We start from the raw sequence: 19,938 nt of genomic DNA, 5'->3' as shown, positions 1-19,938 counted from the left end.
AGGGCAGAGGGGGGCGCGAAGGATCGCCGGCATTCCGGTCGACCTATGATGAGCTGAGAAATTTGGGCAGTTATGTGAACTGCGATGGAAGATAGGTCGGCGGGACAGCGCCCCCCTCTGCCCTGCCGGCCATCTCTCCCTCAAGGGGGAAGATCGGCACCTTCGCCGTCTGCCCCTAAATCAGCTTCTCCAGCGTGATCGGCAGGTCCCGCACCCTTTTCCCGGTGGCGTGGAACACCGCGTTGGCGATCGCTGGCGCCACGCCAACAATGCCCAGTTCGCCGACCCCCTTGCCGCCAAGCACCGAGGAATGCGGATCGGGAATGCCGACCGAGATCACCTCGATATCGGGAATGTCGGCATTCGTGGCGATGAGATAGTCGGCGAGATTGTTGTTGACGATGCGCCCATGCCGGCGGTCGACGATGCCTTCCTCCAGCAGGGCCTGGCCGATGCCCATGATGATGCCGCCCTTCCACTGGCTTTCGGCGAGCTTGGGGTTGTAGAGCCGGCCCGAATCCAGCGCCGACACCACACGCGACACACGAACCGTGCCAAAGTCCTCGTCGACGCGCACTTCGATGAAATGCGCGCACCAGCTGTAGCGGGAATAGTCGCCCTCGGTGTGTGGCAGCGCCATGGCTATGGTGGTGTAGTTCTTGTAGCGGTCCTCGACCGTCGAATTGGCCGGCATGGTGTCGCCCTTCGCCTCGATATGCTCGCGCCCGACGCTCCTGAGCAGTTCGGCGATGGAAACTTCAGGGCCGTTGCCGCGCGGTGAAGCGATGCGGCCATTGGCGACGACGAGCGTGTTGGCCTGCAGCGCATGGAACGGCGAAGCCGGATCGCTGATGGCGAGCCCGATCAGTTGGTCGAGCGCGGCACTCGCCGCCTTGTGGACGGCGCCGGTCATCACCCCGGCCAGCCGCGAACCGCCGGTGACGCCGGCTCGCGCATAGCGGGAATCGCCAAGCTTGACGACGACGTTTTCCGCCGGCACGCCCACCACCTCGGCGGCGGTCTGCGCCAGGATCGTGTAGGTGCCTTGCCCCATGTCGATCGATGAGCTTTCGACCTCGACCGAGCCGTCGGCCAGGATGCGCACCATGGCCTCGCCATAGGCGCGCCGCACCGGATAGGTGCCGGCGGCGACGCCCCAGCCGATCAGCTGGTTGCCGTCGCGCATCGAACGCGGCCGGGGGTTCCGCTTAGACCAGCCAAAGGCTTCGGCGCCGGCGGCGAAGGCCTCACGCAGCTGCCGTGTCGACCACGGCTTCTTCGCATGCGGGTCCTGCTCGGCATAGTTCCTGAGCCGGATTTCCAGCGGATCGATGCCGGCCTCGTAAGCGAGCTCGTCAATGGCGCTTTCGATGCCGAAGGCGCTCGGGTTCTCGCCCGGCGCGCGCAATGCCCCCGGCACCACCGTGTTGACCCGCACGACGTTCTGCCGCGACGAGAAATTCGGCGTCGCGTACATGACCGAGGTGACCGAGCCGAGCGGCTCGACCCACATGCCGTCGACAGAGGTCTCGTTGACGCCGCGATGCACGATCGACTGGATTTTGCCGTCGCGATCGGCGCCGAGCGCTACCGTCTGGCGCGTCGCCGCCCGTCCGCCATAGGCGGTGAAGGTCTGCGGCCTGGTGACCGCCAGCTTCACCGGCCGTCCCAGCATTTTCGCGGCCGCTGCCGCCACCGCGCCGTAGCCATAGGCGAACGCCTTGGAGCCGAAGCCGCCGCCAATAAAGGGCGAGACAAGGCGCACATTCTCGAACGGCACGCCAAACCATTCGGCATAGGTCCGCGCCATGCCGTCGACCCATTGGCTTGGCTCCCAGACCGTCAGCTGGTCGCCCTGCCACTTTGCGATCAGGCCATGCGGCTCCATCGGCGCCTGGTATTCGCGCGGCGTGTTGTAAGCGTTGCAGATCCTGACCGGAGCCGAGGCGAACGCTGTCTCCGCCTCGCCCCATTCCTTGGTCATGGCGTCGACCGGGATGCCGTCGCCGGCCTTCGGATCGCTGAGGTCGACGATCGCCGGCGCCTCGTCATAGGCGATCTTGACCAGCGCCGCGGCCGCTGCCGCCTGCTCGAAACTCTCGGCCACCACCGCTGCGACATGCTGGCCGCTGAAGGTGATGTCGCGCGCCAGCGGGCAATAGGCGACATCCGGCGGCGGCGTGCCCAGCCAGTCCGTTGCGGTTCTCAGCGGCAGGATATTGTCAGGCGTCAGCACCAGCAGCACGCCGGGCGACGCTTCGGCCGCGGCTGTGTCGATCGAACGCACCTGGCCGGCGGCAATGGTGCTCTCGACCAGCACCGCATGGGTGAGCCCCTCGAGCTGCTGCTCGACGGCGTATTTGGCGGCACCGGTGATCTTGGCCGGGCCGTCGACCCGAGACAGCCGGCCGCCGACCTGATCGGCGAGGACGGCACCGTCCGAAGCGTCGCCGCGTTTGGCATCGCCGGGTCTTGTTCTCAACTCGTGAACGGTCATGCCGTTTCTCCCATTTTTAGGATGGCGCGGGCGACGACGCGCGGCGCCAGTTGGATCTTGTAGTGGTTGGCGCCATGGTCGACGGCGCCCTCGACGGCGAGCAGGCTGGCTTGCCTGACGACCTCCGGCTCGAGCACTTTGCCTTTCAGCGCCTCTTCCACGGCACGCGCCCGCCACGGTTTTGTGGCGACGCCGCCAAGCGCCACGCGCAGGTCGCGGATCGTGCGGCCGTCCGCCTCGAATTCGACACCGACGGCGGCACTTGCGGCGGCAAATTCATAGGATTGCCGGTCGCGGACTTTCAGATAGGTCGAGCGGCGGGCGGCGGCCGAAGCGGGAATGCCGATCGCGGTGATCACCTCGCCCGGCTCGATCGCATGTTCGTTGTCGGGCGTGCTGCCCGGCAGCAGAAAAAAGTTATCGACGGCGATTTGGCGGTCACCGAGATGGACGATTGCGTCGAAAGCGACGAGTGCAACCGCCAGGTCGCCGGGATAGGTGGCGATGCAGGCCTCGCTGGTGCCGAGCACGGCATGGCTGCGGGTGACGCCGCCGATCGCCGAGCAGCCGCTGCCGGGCGAGCGCTTGTTGCAGGCGGGGAAATTCGACGGATCGCGGAAATAGGGGCAGCGTGTACGCTGCATCAAATTGCCGCCGATCGTCGCCATGTTGCGCAGCTGCGCCGATGCCGCCTGCCACAGCGCCTCTGAGACGGCAGGGAACCCGCTCTTGATGCCGGCATGGTCGGCCAGGGTGCTCATCCTGGCCAGCGCCCCGACCATGGCGCCCCGGTCATCGATCACGATCGTGTCCAGTCCGGTGAGATGGGTGATGTCGACCACGGTCTCGGGTTCGGCAACGCCGCATTTGGCGAGATCGACAAGCGTCGTGCCGCCGGCGAGCAGCATGGCGCCCGGCAGTGCTGCTGCCTCACGCGCTGCGTCGACCGAGCCGGCACGGAGATACGAAAAGTCCCTCATGATGTGGCCTCCACGGCTGCCTGGCGCACGGCGGCGACGATATGCGGATATGCGCCGCAACGGCAGAGATTGCCGGCCATGTATTCGCGGATCTCTTCATCGGAGCCGGCATGGCCTTCGCGAATGCAGGCGACCGCCGACATGATCTGGCCCGGCGTGCAATAGCCGCACTGGAAGGCATCCTGTTCGAGGAAGGCGCGTCGATATGGACCGTGCAGGCGCCGCACTGGCCCTGGTCGCAGCCCTTCTTGGTGCCGGTCAGGCCGAGATGATCGCGCAAGGCGTCGAGCAGGGTAACACGCGGCTCGGCCTCGAGCTCATGTCGATGTCCGTTGATTTGAAGTTGGATTGGAGTTCGGGTTTTGCTTGTCATGGGGCGTCTGGCTCCAATTGCTTGACGCGGGAGGGGATGATCTGGCGCCCGGCCGGCGAGCGGCAAGGTCAGCTTATGGCTAGGTGAGGCTAACCTCCCCTTGCGGGGAGATGCCCGGCAGGGCAGCGGGGGTCCGCTTGACTTGATGCGACCTCCGGGAGGGCCGCGGCTTGCGAGGTCGAAAGACGTGACATACCCGATCCCGTGATTACATGATAAAGGCGCCACAAATCGGAGGCGCCTCCGTTTATTAACTAGGAGCGTGCTCCGCCCTGTTCAAGCCCCGGATCGAAATTGATCGAGATTGGAGAAAATTGGGGGCGGGCAGCAGCCGCCATGCCAGAAGACAAAAAAGCACCACCGGCCCAAGCCGGTGGTGCTCTCTGGACTGTCTGTAGGGGCAGGACAGTCCAATGATCCTGAGGGGATCGCGCTCAACCTGGGCTCATTTTTGCCCCACGGCATCGGCCGAACAGATGAGGAGTGCGGGCCGTGAGGAAATATCCTCCGTCGTCATCCACCGGCCGTGCACCGGAGGCGGGCAAGATGCCTCGCCTGCCGGAACGCCGGCCCAAACTCGATCCTGTGATTATAGTTACTTGCGATTATATTTGTCGGAGACGTAACGAAGGTGGAACAGTCTGCGTTCTTGAAACGGGCCTGCCTATCCGATTATGCTTCGGATCAGCACTGGAGAAGAAATTGGCCGCGGAGCCGCCCGTCATACCTGGAGACAAAACCGAAGCCGCCGTTGCAAAACCGCTGCGCGCCGACGCGCAGCGCAACCGCGACGCGCTGGTCGAGGTCGCGGCAAAGGCCTTTGCCGCGCATGGCGTCGACGCCTCGCTGGAGGAGATTGCGCGCCAGGCCGGCGTCGGCATCGGCACGCTCTACCGGCATTTCCCAACCCGCGAGCATCTGGTCGAGGTGGTTTATCGGCGCGAAGTGGAAGGGCTGTGCCAGGCGGCCGACGAACTCGCCCACGATCATGCGCCCGACGTGGCGCTTGAACAATGGATGCAGCGCTTCGTCGACTACATCGCCACCAAGCGCGGGCTGTCGACAAGCCTGCGCATCCTGCTCACGACCAACTCCACCCTGTTCTCCGACGTTTCGGGCAGGGTGACGCTCGCCTTGCGGCGGCTGATCGATGCCGCGGTCGCCGACGGCTCGATCCGCAGCGACGTCGATGCCTCCGATGTGCTGCATGCGCTGGGCGGCATCTATTCGGCCCCGGACACCAAGGACTGGCGCGACCGCTCGCGCCGATTGGTGTCGCTGCTGATGGATGGGCTGCGGTTTGGAGCGGCCAAATCCGGCCCATCCAAGGAATAGCGAATGCAGTGACTGTCCTTATTTCAGCGAGATGCTCATACCGCTGAGATCGGCATTGACTTGCAGACCTACCTGCCTGCCTGTGAGTTCGAGTTGGGCACCCTTGTCGTTGGTCATGACGATCACCTGGGCTCCTTTGCCGAGCGCGCCGCCACCGCCCGCTGCGCCGTAAACCCCCGTCACATCCCGGGCGCGCCGTATGTGGCGCACGGTACCTTTGAAATAGGTCTTGGAGGCACCGAAGGCGAGGCCGCCCGAGATGCCGCCGACCGAGATGGGATACCGGCGGCCATGGAAGGTCAGTGTGCCCTCGCCTCCAGCGCCGCCGATGAAGAAGGCCGCCTTGTAGATGGCGAAGCGGATCGTACCGCTGTCGGCATGTGCGACACTGGTAAAGCTAACTGCCGCCGCAGTTATGACGGCAACCGCGACTGAACGAAATCTGGACGAAATCTTCATGATGAGAACTCCTCAAGATCGCCGCATGCCCAGCCGGCCGGGCACGTCGGCGCCGTATCAAAGTCATAGCTGAACAGTCTCGCCCGTCATTGGTTCCAAGCACGCGGCCTGAATCCGCTGCGAGAAGACCGCTACGAAACGAGGCGGATGGCGAGCGTAGTCCTGGCTGTAAGAACAGTGGCAGAATGGTGGGGATGATCGTAGGTGTTGAGGTGGAAATGGTATTAGTCTGCGCTGTCTGGGGTTTCGGGGGCGCGGCAAGGGAATGGACTTCAACTCACGGCATGGCTACCTCCTGATCGGCGGCCTGATCCTGGTCGGTGCCGGGCTCCTGATCCTTTCGCTGATCGTCAATCTTCGCGTGGCGCACAGCGTACGTGACGACGTACGCCATCGTGAAAAACTGCTGGAATATTATCGCAACATCTTTTCGCAGCTGGGCGTGATCATGATCGGGATTGGCGTGTCCCTGTTCATCTTCTTTTTCCAGCAGAATTATCAGGACCAGCGCAAACGCGAAGCGGAGCTCCAGCAGGTTCTCGCCAAACTGGCGGCGCGTGTTGCCCGCGGCAGCGCTGTCGTGGAGGCCCTCGGCGAATTCGACGCGCTGCTGGATGATGGTGGTGCTTATGTCAGTCCGGAACACGGCGGTGACAACGCCGCTGTCAGCGCCCACGGAACGGCGCTCGCCAAGCAGGTTTCCCAGATCCTTCTGGTCGAGCGCGACGTCGATGTTCAGGGGTTCGATATCCTGAATCTGTCGCGCGATTTCGAGGCATCGTTCGTCGTCAACGAGCTCAACCCAACGCTATGGTTCAACATCGTCCGGGACGAGAGCGACATCAAATATGCCACCACCCAGATCGCCCTTGATTACAAGGACCTGCAGGATGCGATCGGCGGCGAGCCTATCGAGGTTGCGATCGCCAATCCCGAAAAGGAGCGGAAGATCAAGCAGGAGGTGCTCGACGTGTTTTATGATGCCGACCTCCTGCGCCAGCGCAGCAGGCGGTTTCTCGGCCGCGCGTGCTGGCTTTTCAGCAAGGGGCGCGACTTCGTCAAGCTTGCACCCGCCAATGAGATCGAAGCCGATGCCAAGTCGCACCAGGAATGGATCGATCGGTCGAAAGGCTTCCTGACGCAGTTGAAGTCGGGAAGCGGCGATTGCTTCAAATTGCTCCAGTTCGGCCCGGCATCCTGAACCGGCAAGCATCGCCCGCCCCGCGGCGGCTAATCCCCCACGCGTTGCAGCGTGCCGAGATGATTGTCGTCGAGAAATTCGACGGTCATGGCCGACGCCTTGCCGTCGGGGCCGAGGGCAAAGCTGACGGCCGAAGGCCTGTCCGGCATCTCGGCATCGGGGAAGGTCACGAAGAGGTCGCGGTTGAAATGCTTCAGTGGATAGGACCGCGCACCGGCAGGCCCGACCTTGAGGACAAGAGCGTCTCCTTCGCCTGACACAATAGCATCGCCGATGAAGTCGTTGAAGTAACGGCCCGCATAGGCGCTGGCCGGCGCCGCCGGACTTGCTGGAGAGGGCGGCGCGGCATAGGTAGCCTTGGCCGCCGCAATCACCGGGCCGAACATGCCTGCATAGATATTATTCCAAGCCTTTACCTTATCCTTTCCCAGCGTTCCGTCGAAGACGAGATCGGCGAAGCTGTCGGACAGTCCCTCCGGCACGCCTGTCGGAAAGGCGTTGGCGATGACGACGATGCCAAGCTTCTCCTCGGGAAAGAGCATCACCAGACTGCGGGCGCCGGCGCTGAAGGCGCCCGCATGACCCCAGATCGGTCCGTGCCGGCCGAATTCGACATTCCAGCCGAGGCCGTAGAAGGCCTCGCCTCCGGAGACGGGGTTCTTGCCGCGAACCATCAAGGGAATATGTGTCTGGTCCAGCGCATCGGCGGCAATGAGTCTCTTGCCGGCGTAGGCCCCGTTGCCGAGCACAAGGCGCATCCATTGCGAGAGGTCGCGTGCGGTGGAACTGACGCCGCCTGCTGGCGCCTGCGCATCCGGATAGCGCTGGACCTTGGCGGTCCACGCGCCATCGATTTTGGCGTGGAGCTCGGCGCGGTTGGCGTGCTTGATGAAGTCCGAATGACGGGAGCTGGTCGAGGCCATTCCAAGCGGTCGGTAGAGCTTCTCTTCGGCGACCTCTTCCCATGATTTGCCCGTCGGCTTCGCGGCCGCGACGGCACCCTCGGTCAGTCCGAAATTGCTGTAGGAATAGCCCGCACGAAAGCTGGATGACGGCGACACGAGCCGCAGGCGGCGCAGGATCTCCGCGCGGTCATAGCCGATGTCCTCGAGGTCGTCGCCGGCGGTGCCGGGAAGCCCGCTGCGGTGCGCAAACAGGTCGCGGACCGTGAGTTCGCTGGTCGGATAGGGCTGAGCGAGCCGGAAAGCCGGATCGAGGTCGGCGATCTTGGAATCCCACGAAGCGATCCCGTCGCTGACCAGCGCCGCCACGACGGTGGCGGAGACCGGCTTGGAGAGCGAGGCAATCTGGAAGACCGTGTCAGCATCGACGATCTCCGGTTTTCCGGCTTCGCGATGCCCGAACCCCTTGAGGAAGATCACCTCGTCGCCGTGCACGACGCCGATGGCCAGACCGGGCACGCTACCATCCGCGACGACGCCTTCGGCAAGCAATTCGAGCTTCGACAGAGCTGCGGCGATCCTGTCGGGTGGGATGGTTTCGGCCGACGCCGCCTTCGGCAAAAGCGTCATGATTGCGATGAAAGCCAACCTCCTCCACCGGAGGTGATTCCGGTTTGTGAACAGCCGCATGCTCAGCCCCTCCGCTTCACCGGCGTGCACTATTGCAGGCCGACGCAGGGAAGGCCAGCCTCACCCTCGACCCGCCATCCATTGACGGATGTCCGCATCACACCAGTCGAAATTCAGACAGCCGCGCCTGAGCTAGGATGCAGCGCGCAGGCGGAGGCGCCGCCTGCCGGCGCGGGCCTTCTCCGCCACCGCGGCGGTGATCTCGACCACGCCGTCTTCACGCGGTCTGGCGTTGGTGACCTTGTGGAGCCGCTCATAGGGCAACAGTTCCTTGACCCGGGCTTGAAGCGACGCGACTTCGGCTCGCAGATCCTCGCATTCCTGCCTCTGGACGTCGAACTGTATCTGTTCGGATGCCTGTTGCAGAGAAAGCTGCGAAAAATTTGCGCTGATTGCGGAAAGGTTCATCTTGTCGTTTTCGCTCTCTTTCATGAGAGCAGACAATTTTTGCTCGATAATTTGCTTTTCGGCCACCGCGTCGCTCTCTTGGGCCTTGAGCCTGGCGATCTCACTGGCGGCTTCGCTGTTCTGGTTGGAGGCGGCCTCCAGCCGCGATCGAAGGTCCTCGATTTCAGAACGCAGGCCGGTCATCTCCGCGACACTGCGTGCAAGCTCGGCTTCCCTGTCACCGTCCCTGAGGCGGGCTGCTTCCGTTATTTCCGATAGCTTCGCCTGCGCCATATCGAGCGATTTCTGCAGCCGCATCTCCTCTTTCTCGCTCTTGCCAAGCGCGGCCAGCAGTTCCGAAACCTGCGCGGCATCATTGGCATGGACAGTCGAGAGTTCGTCCAGCCTGTGGCGGGCCTCGGCCTCCCGTTTCAGCGCCTTGTCGAGGTCGACCGATAGGCTGACATGTTTCTCCCGCAGCATTTCGTTCTCGCGCGAGCGTCTGTTGGCCTCGACGGCTCTGGCCGAGAGTGTTTTGACAAGCTCGCCAAACTCGGCCTCGCGTTTTGCGCTCGCATTGCCTGCCACGACGAGTTCCAGCCTTGCCGCAGCCAGCGCGCCGCGAAGTGCTTCCTTGTCCTCGACCAGGCTCGCCTCGTGCTGCTGCAGGGCCTCGATAGCGCTGTCGCGCTCGCGCTGCTTTCTGGTTGCATCGTGGAGCTGTTCGGACAGCACCCTTTGCTGCGCGGTCAGGCCGGTATTTGCCAGCTCCAATTCGTTGGCGCGAAGAATGTCGCCGTGGAGCAGTTTTAGAAATTCGCCCGTCAGATGATGCGAGGTCGCGATCTCCGACAGTTTCGCATTGATCTCCCCCAGATACTCCTGCGCGTCGTGAAAGAGCCCATCGACCGCGCTTAAGGCAGCCAGCCGGGTTTGCGTATGGGGGGACAGCCGTCGTGCCGTCTCGAAGGCGTCCGCATTGGCCTCGATCTGCGAGCTGTCATCCGTTGCCCCGAGATTCTCATCCGATACCGTCTCATCATCCGGCACAGTGACGTCGTTCAGCGGCGGCTGATCGTCCACGTTGAGACATTCGCTAAACGCATCCGCCAAATCGGTTTCGAGCTCCTTGAACGCTCTCTCCACAGTCTCGGCACGCTTGATCAAACCTTTGAAATTCATGACCGAATATCCCTCTCGCGCAGCGCCGTTAAGGAGCGGACTTTCAACACTTGACCTCGCCTCCCCGAATACGGGTTCATCTCCTGACGTGCGCTCTGGCCGACGCAGGCTAGGGACAGGCTTGGCCACTGTCCTCGTGTGTTTGAATGACGTAAAGCCGTGTTCTGCGGCGCTCCATACCCGAGGCGTTGGCACCGCTCGCAAAATGCCACTCATTTCACCCGAAACGAATATCAAGCGGCGCAAGCCTGAGAATCGCCTGGTAATTGTCTTAAGGACCGGCCGAGCGCCTCGGTGTTCTGCAGCAGCTACAAGGTCACGGCCTAAGACGACGCGTGTCACTGCCGAGAGGCCTGACCTAATAAATGATTGTGTTGAATACGTTTCGCTGATTAGCTGCTGTGAATAGACCAGGGACAAGACCGACAAATGTTGTCCCGGGAGGACCGCGATGCCGGTGCTTGAGGTTCGCCACGTCTCCAAGAATTTCGGGGCTATACAGGCCCTGACCGACGTCAGCTTCCAGGTGGAGCGAGGCGAAGTCGTTGGTCTCATGGGGGATAACGGCGCCGGCAAGTCGACGATAGTCAAGACGGTGGCCGGGAATTTTCCTCCGAGCGACGGCGAAATTGTAGTCGAGGGCGAGGTGTGCCACTTCCACCAGCCTGTGCAGGCCCGCGCCAAAGGGATCGAAGTTGTTTATCAGGACCTGGCGCTCGCCGATAACTTGACGGCCGCGCAGAACGTCTTTCTGGGGCGTGAGATCAAGAAAGGCTTCTGGCCGATCAGGATTCTTGACAAGCAGGCGATGATCGATCGCTCGGCAGCGCTGTTCAAGGAACTCAAATCGGAAACCCGGCCGCGCGACCTCGTCAGGAAGATGTCGGGTGGGCAGCGCCAGGCGGTCGCCATCGCGCGGACCCGGCTTTCAAATGCCAAGCTGGTGCTGATGGACGAACCAACGGCCGCCATCTCAGTGCGCCAGGTGGCGGAAGTACTCGAACTGATCCGACGCCTCAAAGCACAAGGAGTCGGCGTCATGCTGATCAGTCACCGAATGCCTGATGTGTTCGCCGTGGCAGATCGTATTATCGTCCTCAGGCGGGGCTCGAAAGTTGCCGACAAGCCAGCCGACAAAACATCGCCCGAGGAAATCACTGGACTGATAACGGGGGCCATCCGTGGCGAATAGTGTTCAGGAGTCAGTTGGCGTTCAGGGCTCAGTCGAAGAACATGGCCGGCCGGCCATGTCGGATTTCGTTCCGACCAAAGAAAAAACAGTTCTCCAACGTGTGATTTCAAGTCAGCCCTTCTGGGTGACGATCGCGCTCATCGCGCTCGTCATGTTGATGACTGCGATGGAGCCGAGCTTCGGCACTTCTGAAAACGTCGCCAATGTGACGCGCAATTTCGCACCTTTCGGCATCATGGCACTTGGCATGACGATCGTCATCATCACCGGCGGTATAGATCTGTCGGTCGGCTCCGTCATGGGTCTCGTGGTCATCGTCGCCGGCCTGTTCCTCACCTGGCATTATCCCTGGTACGTCGCCTTCGCCATGGGCCTTTTCTCCGGTCTGGCGTGTGGCGCGGTCAATGGATTCTTTGTCGCCTATGTCGGGATGCCGTCCTTTGTGGTCACCCTCGGCATGCTGTCCGTCGCGCGCTCGCTGGCGGTCGTATTCTCGGCCAACCAGATGCTCTACCAGTTCGGGCCCGATGCCCCGATCGTAAAGGCAATCGGTCAGTGGAAATGGCCGCGGCATGGTCTGGACGACTGGGCACCGCATTGGATACCAGAGCTGTCGTCACAATTCTGGACCATGGTGGTCCTGGCCCTGATTGTCGGCTTCGTGTTTAACTTCACTGCCTGGGCCCGGCATCTCTTCGCCATCGGCGGCAATGAGGAGGCGGCACGGCTCACCGGCGTTCCGGTCAACTGGATCAAATTCCAGGCCTATGTCTTCTCGGCTTTCACCGCCGCGCTCGCCTCGCTCCTGCTCCTCGGCTATAACGGCTCGGCTATCAATGCCATGGGCCAAGGCTATGAGCTGCGCGTTATCGCCGCGACAGTCATTGGCGGCGCCAGCCTCATGGGCGGCGCCGGCACGGCCTTCGGTGCGATCATCGGTTCCGCCTTCCTCGAGGTGATCAGGAACGCGCTGCTGATGGCCGGCATCGATTCAAACTGGCAGGGTGCCTTCGTCGGCGCCTTCATCGTTCTTGCGGTTCTCTTGGGCATGCAAACCGGCGGCAAATCGATTCTCGCCGCGTCGCTGGCAGTCTTGATGCCCAAAAAACGCCGCTAGAAACCCGCCGGCGGGAGGCTTGCGGGACATCACACCAAGGAGGAGAACGTCACATGAAAAAACATCTGCTCACGGCCGCCGTCGCGCTTGGCGCAATGGTGCTCGCCGTTTCCGGCGCCCAGGCGAAATACACCTTCGCCCTGGTGCCGAAGAACATGAACAATCCTTTCTTCGACCAGGCACGCGACGGCTGCAAGAAGGCCGAGGCCGAATCCAAGGGCGCTGTGGAGTGCATGTATATCGGTCCCGGCGAACATGGCGGCGGCGACGAGCAGGTGCAGATCGTGCAGGACCTCGTGGCCAAGAAGGTGGACGGCATCGCCGTGTCGCCTTCGAACGCCGCGGCGATGGCGGTTGCGCTGCAGGCCGCCAAGGAGGCCGGTATCCCGGTCCTCACCTGGGACTCCGATCTCCTGCCCGAAAACAAGGATCTGCGCGTTGCCTACATCGGCACCCACAATTACGAGATCGGCGTGAACCTCGCCAAGCTTGTCATGCAGATCAAGCCCAAAGGCGGCACGATCTGCATCCAGTCCGGCGGCGCCGCGGCGGCCAACCACAACGAGCGCATGCAGGGCATTCGCGATACGCTTTCGGGCACCAAATCGGCAGCCTCGCCCGGGGATCGGCTGACAGGCCAGAACGGCTGGACCGAGATCGAAGGCTGTCCGCTCTACACCAACGATGATTTCCCGCTTTCGGTGCAACAGTTCGAGGATATCATGGCGAAAAACCCGAACCTCGACGCGTTTGTCCCAACCGGTGGCTTCCCGCAGTTCATTCCTGATGCCAACCGCGCCGCCGTCGCACCGTACAAGGACAAGATCGCCTCGAAGGCCCTGGCCCTTGTCGTCGCCGACACGCTTCCGGTACAGATCGACCAGATGAAGGAAGGTTTCTCGCTTGGCCAAGTCGGCCAGCGGCCGTTCGAGATGGGCTACAAGACGATGATGGCGCTGAAGGACATGAAGGACGGCAAGGCTCCGCCGGCCGACCCGACCTACACGGGCCTCGATGTCTGCACTCCGGAGACAGCCGACACCTGCGTCGCCAAATAGTGCTTTTGGGCGGGAGGAAACTCCCGCCCTTTTCCATAGGGGATCTCAATGCCGGAATTGTTCTCGCTCAAGGGCCGTGTCGCATTGGTCACGGGTGCCTCGCGTGGTCTTGGTTTTGCCATGGCCAAGGCACTTGCGGAAAACGGCGCGACGGTGGTCGTCAACGCCCGCGACGTGGCCGCCCTTTCCGCCGCGGCGGACAGGATCGGTGCAGAAGCCCTGCCGTTCGATGTCACCGACGCGGCGATCTCAAGGGCGTCGCTCGAAGGAATCGTCGAACGCCACGGCCGCCTCGACATTCTGGTCAACAACGCCGGCATCCAGCATCGTAAACCGCTAGTCGAATGGCAGGACGAGGATTTCGACCACGTGGTTGCCGTCAATCTGTCGGCTTGCTTCCGCATGATGCGCGACGCGGTGCGCCTGATGCTGCCAAACAAGTTCGGGCGCATAATAAACACCGGATCGGTCGCAGCGATCCTTGGCCGTCCCACCATTCACGCCTATGTGGCGGCAAAGGCGGGGCTGCACGGGCTGACACGCTCCACTGCCGCTGAGCTGGGCCGCCACGGCATCACCGTCAACGCGATCGCCCCAGGCTATTTCGCCACCGAGCTCAACACCGCACTTATGCACGACGAGGCCTTCACCAAATGGGTCGAGGCACGAACCCCCGCGGGCCGCTGGGCCCAGCCTGAGGAACTCGGCGGAGCGGTGGTGTTTCTCGCCTCCGACGCTGCCGCTTACGTCAACGGGCACGTGCTGGCCGTTGACGGCGGGCTATCGGTTTCCCTGTGATTTCAACCGGCGACACCGTGCCGACAGGGCGTGCCTGCTAGCCGCCTGAAATGACGACTTGCTGCATGCGCTGCTGGCCCGGTCCCCTGCGCGGACGCAGACGCCACACGATTGGATGGCGCGCCGTATTGCAGCCGCCGACTTTCGATTCGCAACGGGTTATTTCGACGTCTGGCGGCATCGATGCTTGATGCCGCCAATATTTCATTCCACACACCGGCCACGATGAGAAACGACATACGGGATCAGCGCCGGGTATTCGGGTGGGCCTTGCCCACTTCGATTGCCCTGCATCTGCTCATCGTCGCGTTTTTGTTGTTCGGACTGCCGGCAACGCTGTCGCAGCCAGGGAAGGAGCAGGCCATTGCGGTGGATATCGTGCCGCCGCCTAAACCGCCGGAAAAAACCAAACCTCCGTCTCCCGCTGAACCGCCCAAGCCGGAAAAGCCGCCGGAAGCAAAGGTCGAGCCGACGGCGAGCCGTGAGGTCGCGGCGCAGAGACCTGTCTTCCAATTCGGTGAGAAGGACGCCGGTCCGCGCAAGTCTCTGGACGGCAACAGTGCGGAGGATGGTTCGGAACAACCGCCAGCGCCGCAAGATCCCAATAACCAGGATCTTGCACAGCCACCTGCCGTGACTGCGGTCGACGGGAACGACCAGGCTCCGCCGCCTGGCGCATCACAGCCGCCGAAGCCCAAGCCAGCGGATGTCGCTAACGTGCAAAAGCCGTTGAAGCTTGAAGAAGCGAAAAGATTGTTCTCGCAAGCAGCAACCGATGATCCGATCGCGACAACCGCCATGAAAAACGTGCCGCGCGCCGTACGAATCGGTCAGCTCTGCAACACGGAGCTCGCACAGCAATTGGTGCACGCGTCGCCCCCCTATTTCCCAGACAGCTTGCTTGAGTATCGGCTGAAGGCCGGCACGGTCATGAACGTCGCCAGTGCGCCGTTCCCCGCAAACGGGCAGTGGTACGATCTGAGCTTTCGTTGTGAGGTCGATCCGGACGCAACGAAAGTCGTGTCGTTCGCCTTCCGTGTTGGAAATCCGGTGCCGCGCAGTGAATGGAAGCGCCGCGGGTTGCCCGCCAATTAGGTGGTCAAGGCCACGGAGGCTGGCTGTCCGGCGCCATCAAATCCGGCTGGCGATGTCTTCGCGCGGCCCGGGTGACCGAATCAACACGCGCCAAAAATGGCTTTCGTCAGTGGCCGCCGAAGTCTAGCATACGGCTTTGGGAGGAGGCTTCGATGACTTCAAGTTTCAATGTTCACCATGCTGCCGGCTATGAGCAGCTCATGGGCCGCTGGAGCCAAAGGCTCGCGCCGCTGTTCATCGACTTTGCGGGCCTTAAAGACGGCGAAAAGATCCTCGACGTCGGTTGCGGCACCGGCAGCCTGACCTTCGCGCTCGTCAAGGCCGCTGACCTCCGTGAGGTCGCCGCGATCGACTTTTCAGGCGTTTTTGTCGAGGAGGCAATCCGGCGCAACTCCGATCCGCGGATAAAAATCCATCAGGCGGATGCCTGCGCCCTGCCCTTTGAGGACGGCGCGTTCGACCGTGCCCTGGCCCTGCTCGTGCTCCATTTCGTGCCCGAAGCCGGCAAGGCAGTCGCGCAGATGCGCCGCGTCGTGGGGCCGGGCGGCGTGGTCGCGGCGACGGTATGGGACCATCTCGGCGGCATGCCGGGGATGCGCATGATGATCGACACGGTGGCGGTGCTCAGCGAAGGCGGACGCCAGCTGCGCGCCCGCTATTGCACGCAGCCGATGATGCAGCCGGGTGAAATGAAACGGGCCTTTGTCGAGCAGGGTCTCCGCGACGTTACGGAGACCGAGCTGATGATCCGCATGGACTATCAAAACTTCGACGATTACTGGGCGCCGATAGCCGCCGGCGAAGGGCCGCTCGGCAAGTATGTGGCCACGCTCGATCCAGAAGAGCGGGCGCGCGTCGACGCCGCCATGCGCGACGCCTATGAGGCCGGCCGGCCCGACGGCCCGAGATCCTTTGCGAATGTCGCGTGGGCCTGCCGCGGCATCGTTGCCTGACCGGCCGGCAGCCGGGATGCATTCATCGCATAGGAAGCATCGCTCTCCTCGCGCCGGCTTGTCCCGCTGGTGACGGGACGGCCTGCGCTTCGGCGCCGCTAGATCCGCCAAGGGTGGTTGCGTTAGCCGATCCCGTAGACCAGCCCGACGCGGCCGTCCGAAAGCTGCTCCACTTTGCGCAGTTCGAGCCCACGACGATTTTTCGCCGTCCCAAACAGCGCCTTTCCTTCACCGGCGAGCAGCGGATAGACGATCAGCCTGAGCTCATCGACCAGCCCGGCATCGATAAGGCTCGCGGTAATTTGGGCGCCGCCCATAAGGTAGATGTCTTTGCCGGGCTGCTGTTTCAGCGCAGCGATATCCTCGAAATTCCGCACGAAGCGCGTCTTTGGCCAGGCCGCCGAAGTCATTGTGTTCGACAGCACATAATGCGGGGTCTGCGCGGCGAAGCGGGCCCATTCGAGCTCGGCCGGCTTCGGCAATTTGCCGGTCATCGGCAGCGGCTTGTCGGGCTCGTTCTGGATGGCGCTCCAGTAGCGCTCGTAGCCGGCATACATGACGCTGCCAAGCAGGCAGGCGTCGATTTGCGGCGTCAGGCCATATTCGTCCGACCACGCGCCGACCCAATCGGCGTAACCCTCGGGCCCCTCCATCTTGCCGTCGACGGAGATTTTCATTCCAGCGATCAATTTGCGCATGACTTCCTCCATCAGGCTTGCGGGATGCAAGCACGTTTCATCGTTGCTTCGTGTTGCTGGCGGCGACCTCAGGGATGGACGCCGCGAGTTACATCAGGCCGGCAGGCGGCGATCGTATTCTTCCCGCAGGCGGCTCCAGCCGTCCCAGAACGAGGTCGGCGTCTTGCCAGCCAGGCGGGCGGCCAGCAGGTCGAGGTGTATGTGCCAGCCGGCCGTGATGTTGAGCTGGATTGCACGTTCCGGCAGGCGGCGATGGACGACGGTGAGCAGCACATCGCTACCCTTCGCCTCCAGCAAGAAGGAGACGCCGCCGGTATTTCCCCAGGTGATGGAAAGCTTGCGCGGCGGATCGAGGTCGGTGATCCGGCCCTCCATCCGATGCTCTTCGGGAAAGCCCGCGGGGCGCTGGCCAGGCGGGTCCGTCAGCTCGTCGTTACGCCAGACCAATTCGAACGAACTGCCCGCCTTCATTTCCATCTGCCCCGCTGCCATCCACTGCCGGCGCAGGTCACTCTCGGTGAGATAAGCCCAGACGCGCTCGATGGGTCCGGGCAAAAGGCGCTGGATGGTGAACGTGGCGGGCTCGCTTAGCGCGCCATAGGCGTCGATGCTTCTCATCTGGTTCATTGCTCGTCTCCTTCTTTCGGATTGGGCGATTTCCTGGGCTCATCCTGGGCTTTGCGTGCGTCCTCTTCGCGAAGAAGGCGTTCGAGGACGTCGAGACGACCTGTCCAGAAGCGCTCGTAGAAGCTGAGCCACTGATGGGCGCTGGCCAGCGGTCCGGGGGCTAGTCGGCACAGATGCGTGCGGCCCCTCACCTCTCGACGAATAAGCCCTGCGTTCTCCAGCGTCTTGATGTGCTTGGAGGCGGCCGCGAGCGACATCGCGAAGGGCTCCGCCAGCTGGCTTACCGTTTTCTCGCCATCGGCGAGATCGCGAAGCATGTGCCGGCGCGTGGCGTCGCCAAGGGCGTGAAAGACCGCATCCATCTGAGGTGTTTGTAATTCAACCATGTAGTTGAATATAGACGCACGCTTTGAGATAGTCAACCGTTTGGTTGAATAAATTATGTGAAGCGCCGCAGGGCGGTTTGCGCCATCGAGCGCATCGACGTGACGGGAGATACGGACGGCCCGCGACAGTAAGGGCGAGGCCCTTATTTGCCGTTGAAGAAACTGTGGATCGCGGCTTCCAGCTTTTCGATAAGCTGAGGGTTGTGGCAGCTGCCAGCCCAGATCAGGGCGTTTAGCCTTATTTCTTTGTTGATAAAGCTCACTTTCCCAGAATCCAGCAGGTATTCCGCGATCTCGTAGTGCCGCCCTTTGATAGCCTCGATGAGCGCGTTGTTTCTCCCCGTCTTGTCGGTCAGATTTACTTCCGCGCCATTCTCCACGAGCAACTTGACGACTTCGAGATGCCCGTTCTTCGCCGCCTCGATAAGAGCCGTTCTGCCGTAGTAGTCAGCTCGCGCGTTGATCTCTATTTGGGGGTGTCTCACGAGGCCTGAGATACACGCGTAATGTCCCTTGGCCGACGCAAGGCTCAAGGGCGTGCTCTTCCACTTGTTTCTGGCATTCACATCAATTTCCGGGTCTTCGATCAGCACCTCGACCACCGCTGTGCGGTCATTGAGGGCTGAAAGGTGAAGTGCAGACCAGCCGCCGTCGTCCGACTGATTGATGTCGGCGCCAGCCGCCAATTCCGATCGAACCGCATCCGCATCGCCTTGTTCTGCCGCGACCAGCAGGGGCGACCAGTCTCTTGCTCCTTCGGCTTCCAAGCTGTTGGTCAACGCAGTCGCCTCCTCGGATAGTCCACAGAATACCACAGAATCCGCGACAGCGGGATGGTCCTGAATGGAGTTCCCTGGAGTCCGTGGGTCACAGAGAGCTGTCGGCCCGAAGCGGAGGATCAGCGCTTCACGTCCGTCTCCTCACATTCTCCTGATATCGACTGGCTTTGGCGGCCATTCAGACTAGATAGAGCGTGCGCCGGGCGGAATGATGCAGAAGGACCTGAACATGCCTGAACAGATTACCCTGGATAGACCTGAACAAATCAGATTGAACGACGGCTCCGCCATTCCGCAAATCGGCCTCGGCGTGTGGCAGGTCGATCCAGCCATCACCGCCAAGGTGGTGCGCTGGGGAATCGAGGCCGGCTACAGGCTGATCGACACCGCCGAAGGCTATCAGAACGAGGAAGGTGTCGGGCAGGCAATCCGCTCGGCCGGCGTGCCGAGAAGCGAGTTGTTCATCACCTCGAAACTGCGCAACGGCGCGCATCAGCGCGACGCCGCCTTGCGCGCCTTCGATGGGACGATGAGCAAGCTCGGCATCGGGCACATCGACCTGTTCCTGATCCATTGGCCGGTACCCAGCCAGGACAGATATGTCGAGGCCTGGAAGACGCTGATCGAACTCAGGCAATCAGGCCGCATCAAGTCGATCGGCGTTTCGAACTTCAACCAGGACCATCTCGAACGAATCATCAGCGAGACCGGCGTCACGCCGACCGTCAACCAGATCGAGCTCCACCCCCGCTTCCAGCAGCGTGACAAACGTGAATTCCACGACAGGCACAACATCCGCATCGAGAGTTGGAGCCCGCTGGGCAGCGGCCGGCTGTTGAGCGATCCGACGCTTGAAAGCATCGCCAGGAAACACGGCAAGTCGGTGGCGCAGACGATCGTCAGGTGGCATCTTCAGGAAGGGCTGATCGTCATTCCAAAGTCGATCCACCAGGACCGCATCGCCGCCAATTTCGATGTCTTCGATTTCGAGCTGGAAGCGAAGGACCTCGAGCTAATTCGGGGCATGGATTCGCCCGACGGCCGCACCGGCCCGAACCCCGCTACGGCCGCATTCCTGTTCTGAGGAGGCGGGCCAACCGGGAGGGAGATCGGCAGCTTCAATAGGCCGCGCCCTTCTTACAGCGTCGGAGATTAACGAAGGCCGCGATGAGGGCCAATCTCCCCCTGAGGGCCCCTTGAGGGGGAGATGGCCGGCAGGCCAGAGGGGT

Annotated in this window: 18 protein-coding genes and 1 pseudogene; 9 read left to right on the top strand and 10 right to left on the bottom strand. The window is 62.4% G+C overall.

The features are described from left to right. Nucleotides 1-175: 175 nt before the first annotated feature. The 3 genes and pseudogenes from NKH98_RS19730 to NKH98_RS19720 form a co-directional block, all read right to left on the bottom strand. Nucleotides 176-2,497 (bottom strand): xanthine dehydrogenase family protein molybdopterin-binding subunit, encoded by a 2,322-nt coding sequence (locus NKH98_RS19730; protein WP_352900796.1) that lies wholly within the window; start codon nucleotides 2,495-2,497, stop codon nucleotides 176-178. Next, on the bottom strand, nucleotides 2,494-3,477 hold the full coding sequence (locus NKH98_RS19725) for an FAD binding domain-containing protein (protein WP_352900794.1): 984 nt from the start codon (nucleotides 3,475-3,477) through the stop codon (nucleotides 2,494-2,496). The genes NKH98_RS19730 and NKH98_RS19725 overlap by 4 nt, the downstream gene beginning before the upstream one ends. Beyond that, a pseudogene (locus NKH98_RS19720) lies at nucleotides 3,474-3,850 on the bottom strand ((2Fe-2S)-binding protein). The gene NKH98_RS19725 and the pseudogene NKH98_RS19720 overlap by 4 nt, the downstream one beginning before the upstream one ends. 702 nt (nucleotides 3,851-4,552) lie before the next feature. Here NKH98_RS19720 and NKH98_RS19715 point away from each other — a divergent pair. Beyond that, a complete protein-coding gene (locus tag NKH98_RS19715) occupies nucleotides 4,553-5,185 on the top strand; it encodes a TetR/AcrR family transcriptional regulator (protein WP_352900792.1) in 633 nt (210 codons plus the stop codon). Nucleotides 5,186-5,203: 18 nt separating this feature from the next. On the opposite strand, the gene NKH98_RS19710 is transcribed toward NKH98_RS19715, so the two are convergent. After that, the gene (locus NKH98_RS19710) at nucleotides 5,204-5,644 is read right to left on the bottom strand and encodes a lipid-binding SYLF domain-containing protein (protein WP_352475599.1); all 441 of its coding nucleotides are present in this window, start codon (nucleotides 5,642-5,644) and stop codon (nucleotides 5,204-5,206) included. A 265-nt stretch (nucleotides 5,645-5,909) separates the two neighbouring features. Between NKH98_RS19710 and NKH98_RS19705 the strand changes: the two genes are divergently transcribed. Further along, the gene (locus NKH98_RS19705; RefSeq protein WP_254819715.1) at nucleotides 5,910-6,845 is read left to right on the top strand and encodes a hypothetical protein; all 936 of its coding nucleotides are present in this window, start codon (nucleotides 5,910-5,912) and stop codon (nucleotides 6,843-6,845) included. A gap of 29 nt (nucleotides 6,846-6,874) precedes the next feature. On the opposite strand, the gene NKH98_RS19700 is transcribed toward NKH98_RS19705, so the two are convergent. Then, nucleotides 6,875-8,437 (bottom strand): serine hydrolase, encoded by a 1,563-nt coding sequence (locus NKH98_RS19700; protein WP_352900789.1) that lies wholly within the window; start codon nucleotides 8,435-8,437, stop codon nucleotides 6,875-6,877. A gap of 132 nt (nucleotides 8,438-8,569) precedes the next feature. After that, a complete protein-coding gene (locus NKH98_RS19695; protein WP_502894283.1) occupies nucleotides 8,570-10,006 on the bottom strand; it encodes a coiled-coil domain-containing protein in 1,437 nt (478 codons plus the stop codon). Nucleotides 10,007-10,457: 451 nt separating this feature from the next. On the opposite strand from NKH98_RS19695, the gene NKH98_RS19690 reads away from it, so the two are divergent. The 6 genes from NKH98_RS19690 (at nucleotide 10,458) to NKH98_RS19665 (ending at nucleotide 16,219) form a co-directional block, all read left to right on the top strand. After that, nucleotides 10,458-11,198, top strand: a complete 741-nt coding sequence (locus NKH98_RS19690) for an ATP-binding cassette domain-containing protein (protein WP_254819718.1) — start codon at nucleotides 10,458-10,460, stop codon at nucleotides 11,196-11,198. Between the two features lie 55 nt (nucleotides 11,199-11,253). Then, entirely contained in the window at nucleotides 11,254-12,315 is a 1,062-nt protein-coding gene (locus tag NKH98_RS19685; protein ID WP_352900785.1) for an ABC transporter permease, read from the top strand. A gap of 53 nt (nucleotides 12,316-12,368) precedes the next feature. Then, nucleotides 12,369-13,373, top strand: a complete 1,005-nt coding sequence (locus tag NKH98_RS19680; RefSeq protein WP_352705642.1) for a sugar-binding protein — start codon at nucleotides 12,369-12,371, stop codon at nucleotides 13,371-13,373. A 48-nt stretch (nucleotides 13,374-13,421) separates the two neighbouring features. After that, the gene (locus NKH98_RS19675; RefSeq protein ID WP_352475605.1) at nucleotides 13,422-14,171 is read left to right on the top strand and encodes a glucose 1-dehydrogenase; all 750 of its coding nucleotides are present in this window, start codon (nucleotides 13,422-13,424) and stop codon (nucleotides 14,169-14,171) included. A 183-nt stretch (nucleotides 14,172-14,354) separates the two neighbouring features. Then, the gene (locus NKH98_RS19670) at nucleotides 14,355-15,266 is read left to right on the top strand and encodes a DUF930 domain-containing protein (protein WP_352900782.1); all 912 of its coding nucleotides are present in this window, start codon (nucleotides 14,355-14,357) and stop codon (nucleotides 15,264-15,266) included. 152 nt (nucleotides 15,267-15,418) lie between these two features. Next, entirely contained in the window at nucleotides 15,419-16,219 is an 801-nt protein-coding gene (locus NKH98_RS19665) for a class I SAM-dependent methyltransferase (protein ID WP_352900980.1), read from the top strand. Nucleotides 16,220-16,341: 122 nt separating this feature from the next. On the opposite strand, the gene NKH98_RS19660 is transcribed toward NKH98_RS19665, so the two are convergent. The 4 genes from NKH98_RS19660 to NKH98_RS19645 form a co-directional block, all read right to left on the bottom strand. Continuing rightward, nucleotides 16,342-16,917 (bottom strand): dihydrofolate reductase family protein, encoded by a 576-nt coding sequence (locus tag NKH98_RS19660; RefSeq protein WP_352900780.1) that lies wholly within the window; start codon nucleotides 16,915-16,917, stop codon nucleotides 16,342-16,344. A 93-nt stretch (nucleotides 16,918-17,010) separates the two neighbouring features. Next, nucleotides 17,011-17,544 carry an SRPBCC family protein gene (locus NKH98_RS19655; protein WP_254819403.1) on the bottom strand — a complete coding sequence of 178 codons (534 nt, stop codon included), beginning with the start codon at nucleotides 17,542-17,544 and terminating at the stop codon, nucleotides 17,011-17,013. Beyond that, nucleotides 17,541-17,930 (bottom strand): ArsR/SmtB family transcription factor, encoded by a 390-nt coding sequence (locus NKH98_RS19650; protein WP_254819404.1) that lies wholly within the window; start codon nucleotides 17,928-17,930, stop codon nucleotides 17,541-17,543. Before NKH98_RS19650 ends, NKH98_RS19655 begins: the two co-directional genes overlap by 4 nt. Nucleotides 17,931-18,073: 143 nt before the next feature. Beyond that, nucleotides 18,074-18,709: an ankyrin repeat domain-containing protein gene (locus NKH98_RS19645; RefSeq protein WP_352900778.1), complete on the bottom strand. Its 636-nt coding sequence runs from the start codon at nucleotides 18,707-18,709 to the stop codon at nucleotides 18,074-18,076. 229 nt (nucleotides 18,710-18,938) lie between these two features. On the opposite strand from NKH98_RS19645, the gene NKH98_RS19640 reads away from it, so the two are divergent. Next, nucleotides 18,939-19,793 carry an aldo/keto reductase gene (locus tag NKH98_RS19640; protein ID WP_352900775.1) on the top strand — a complete coding sequence of 285 codons (855 nt, stop codon included), beginning with the start codon at nucleotides 18,939-18,941 and terminating at the stop codon, nucleotides 19,791-19,793. Nucleotides 19,794-19,938: the final 145 nt, after the last annotated feature.

This window comes from Mesorhizobium sp. M0833 (genome assembly GCF_040319905.1).
Taxonomy (GTDB): domain Bacteria; phylum Pseudomonadota; class Alphaproteobacteria; order Rhizobiales; family Rhizobiaceae; genus Mesorhizobium.
The sequence above is the reverse complement of the archived record's forward strand: the minus strand, read 5'-3'. Positions and strand labels throughout refer to the sequence as shown.

Excerpts from the sequence above, each read along its gene's own strand:
- NKH98_RS19730 (WP_352900796.1), bottom strand. The coding sequence starts at position 2,497 with ATGACCGTTCACGAGTTGAGAACAAGACCCGGCGATGCCAAACGCGGC.
- NKH98_RS19725 (WP_352900794.1), bottom strand. The coding sequence starts at position 3,477 with ATGAGGGACTTTTCGTATCTCCGTGCCGGCTCGGTCGACGCAGCGCGT.
- NKH98_RS19710 (WP_352475599.1), bottom strand. The coding sequence starts at position 5,644 with ATGAAGATTTCGTCCAGATTTCGTTCAGTCGCGGTTGCCGTCATAACT.
- NKH98_RS19705 (WP_254819715.1), top strand. The coding sequence starts at position 5,910 with ATGGACTTCAACTCACGGCATGGCTACCTCCTGATCGGCGGCCTGATC.
- NKH98_RS19700 (WP_352900789.1), bottom strand. The coding sequence starts at position 8,437 with ATGCGGCTGTTCACAAACCGGAATCACCTCCGGTGGAGGAGGTTGGCT.
- NKH98_RS19695 (WP_502894283.1), bottom strand. The coding sequence starts at position 10,006 with ATGAATTTCAAAGGTTTGATCAAGCGTGCCGAGACTGTGGAGAGAGCG.
- NKH98_RS19690 (WP_254819718.1), top strand. The coding sequence starts at position 10,458 with ATGCCGGTGCTTGAGGTTCGCCACGTCTCCAAGAATTTCGGGGCTATA.
- NKH98_RS19685 (WP_352900785.1), top strand. The coding sequence starts at position 11,254 with ATGTCGGATTTCGTTCCGACCAAAGAAAAAACAGTTCTCCAACGTGTG.
- NKH98_RS19680 (WP_352705642.1), top strand. The coding sequence starts at position 12,369 with ATGAAAAAACATCTGCTCACGGCCGCCGTCGCGCTTGGCGCAATGGTG.
- NKH98_RS19675 (WP_352475605.1), top strand. The coding sequence starts at position 13,422 with ATGCCGGAATTGTTCTCGCTCAAGGGCCGTGTCGCATTGGTCACGGGT.
- NKH98_RS19670 (WP_352900782.1), top strand. The coding sequence starts at position 14,355 with ATGCTTGATGCCGCCAATATTTCATTCCACACACCGGCCACGATGAGA.
- NKH98_RS19665 (WP_352900980.1), top strand. The coding sequence starts at position 15,419 with ATGACTTCAAGTTTCAATGTTCACCATGCTGCCGGCTATGAGCAGCTC.
- NKH98_RS19660 (WP_352900780.1), bottom strand. The coding sequence starts at position 16,917 with ATGCGCAAATTGATCGCTGGAATGAAAATCTCCGTCGACGGCAAGATG.
- NKH98_RS19655 (WP_254819403.1), bottom strand. The coding sequence starts at position 17,544 with ATGAACCAGATGAGAAGCATCGACGCCTATGGCGCGCTAAGCGAGCCC.
- NKH98_RS19650 (WP_254819404.1), bottom strand. The coding sequence starts at position 17,930 with ATGGTTGAATTACAAACACCTCAGATGGATGCGGTCTTTCACGCCCTT.
- NKH98_RS19640 (WP_352900775.1), top strand. The coding sequence starts at position 18,939 with ATGCCTGAACAGATTACCCTGGATAGACCTGAACAAATCAGATTGAAC.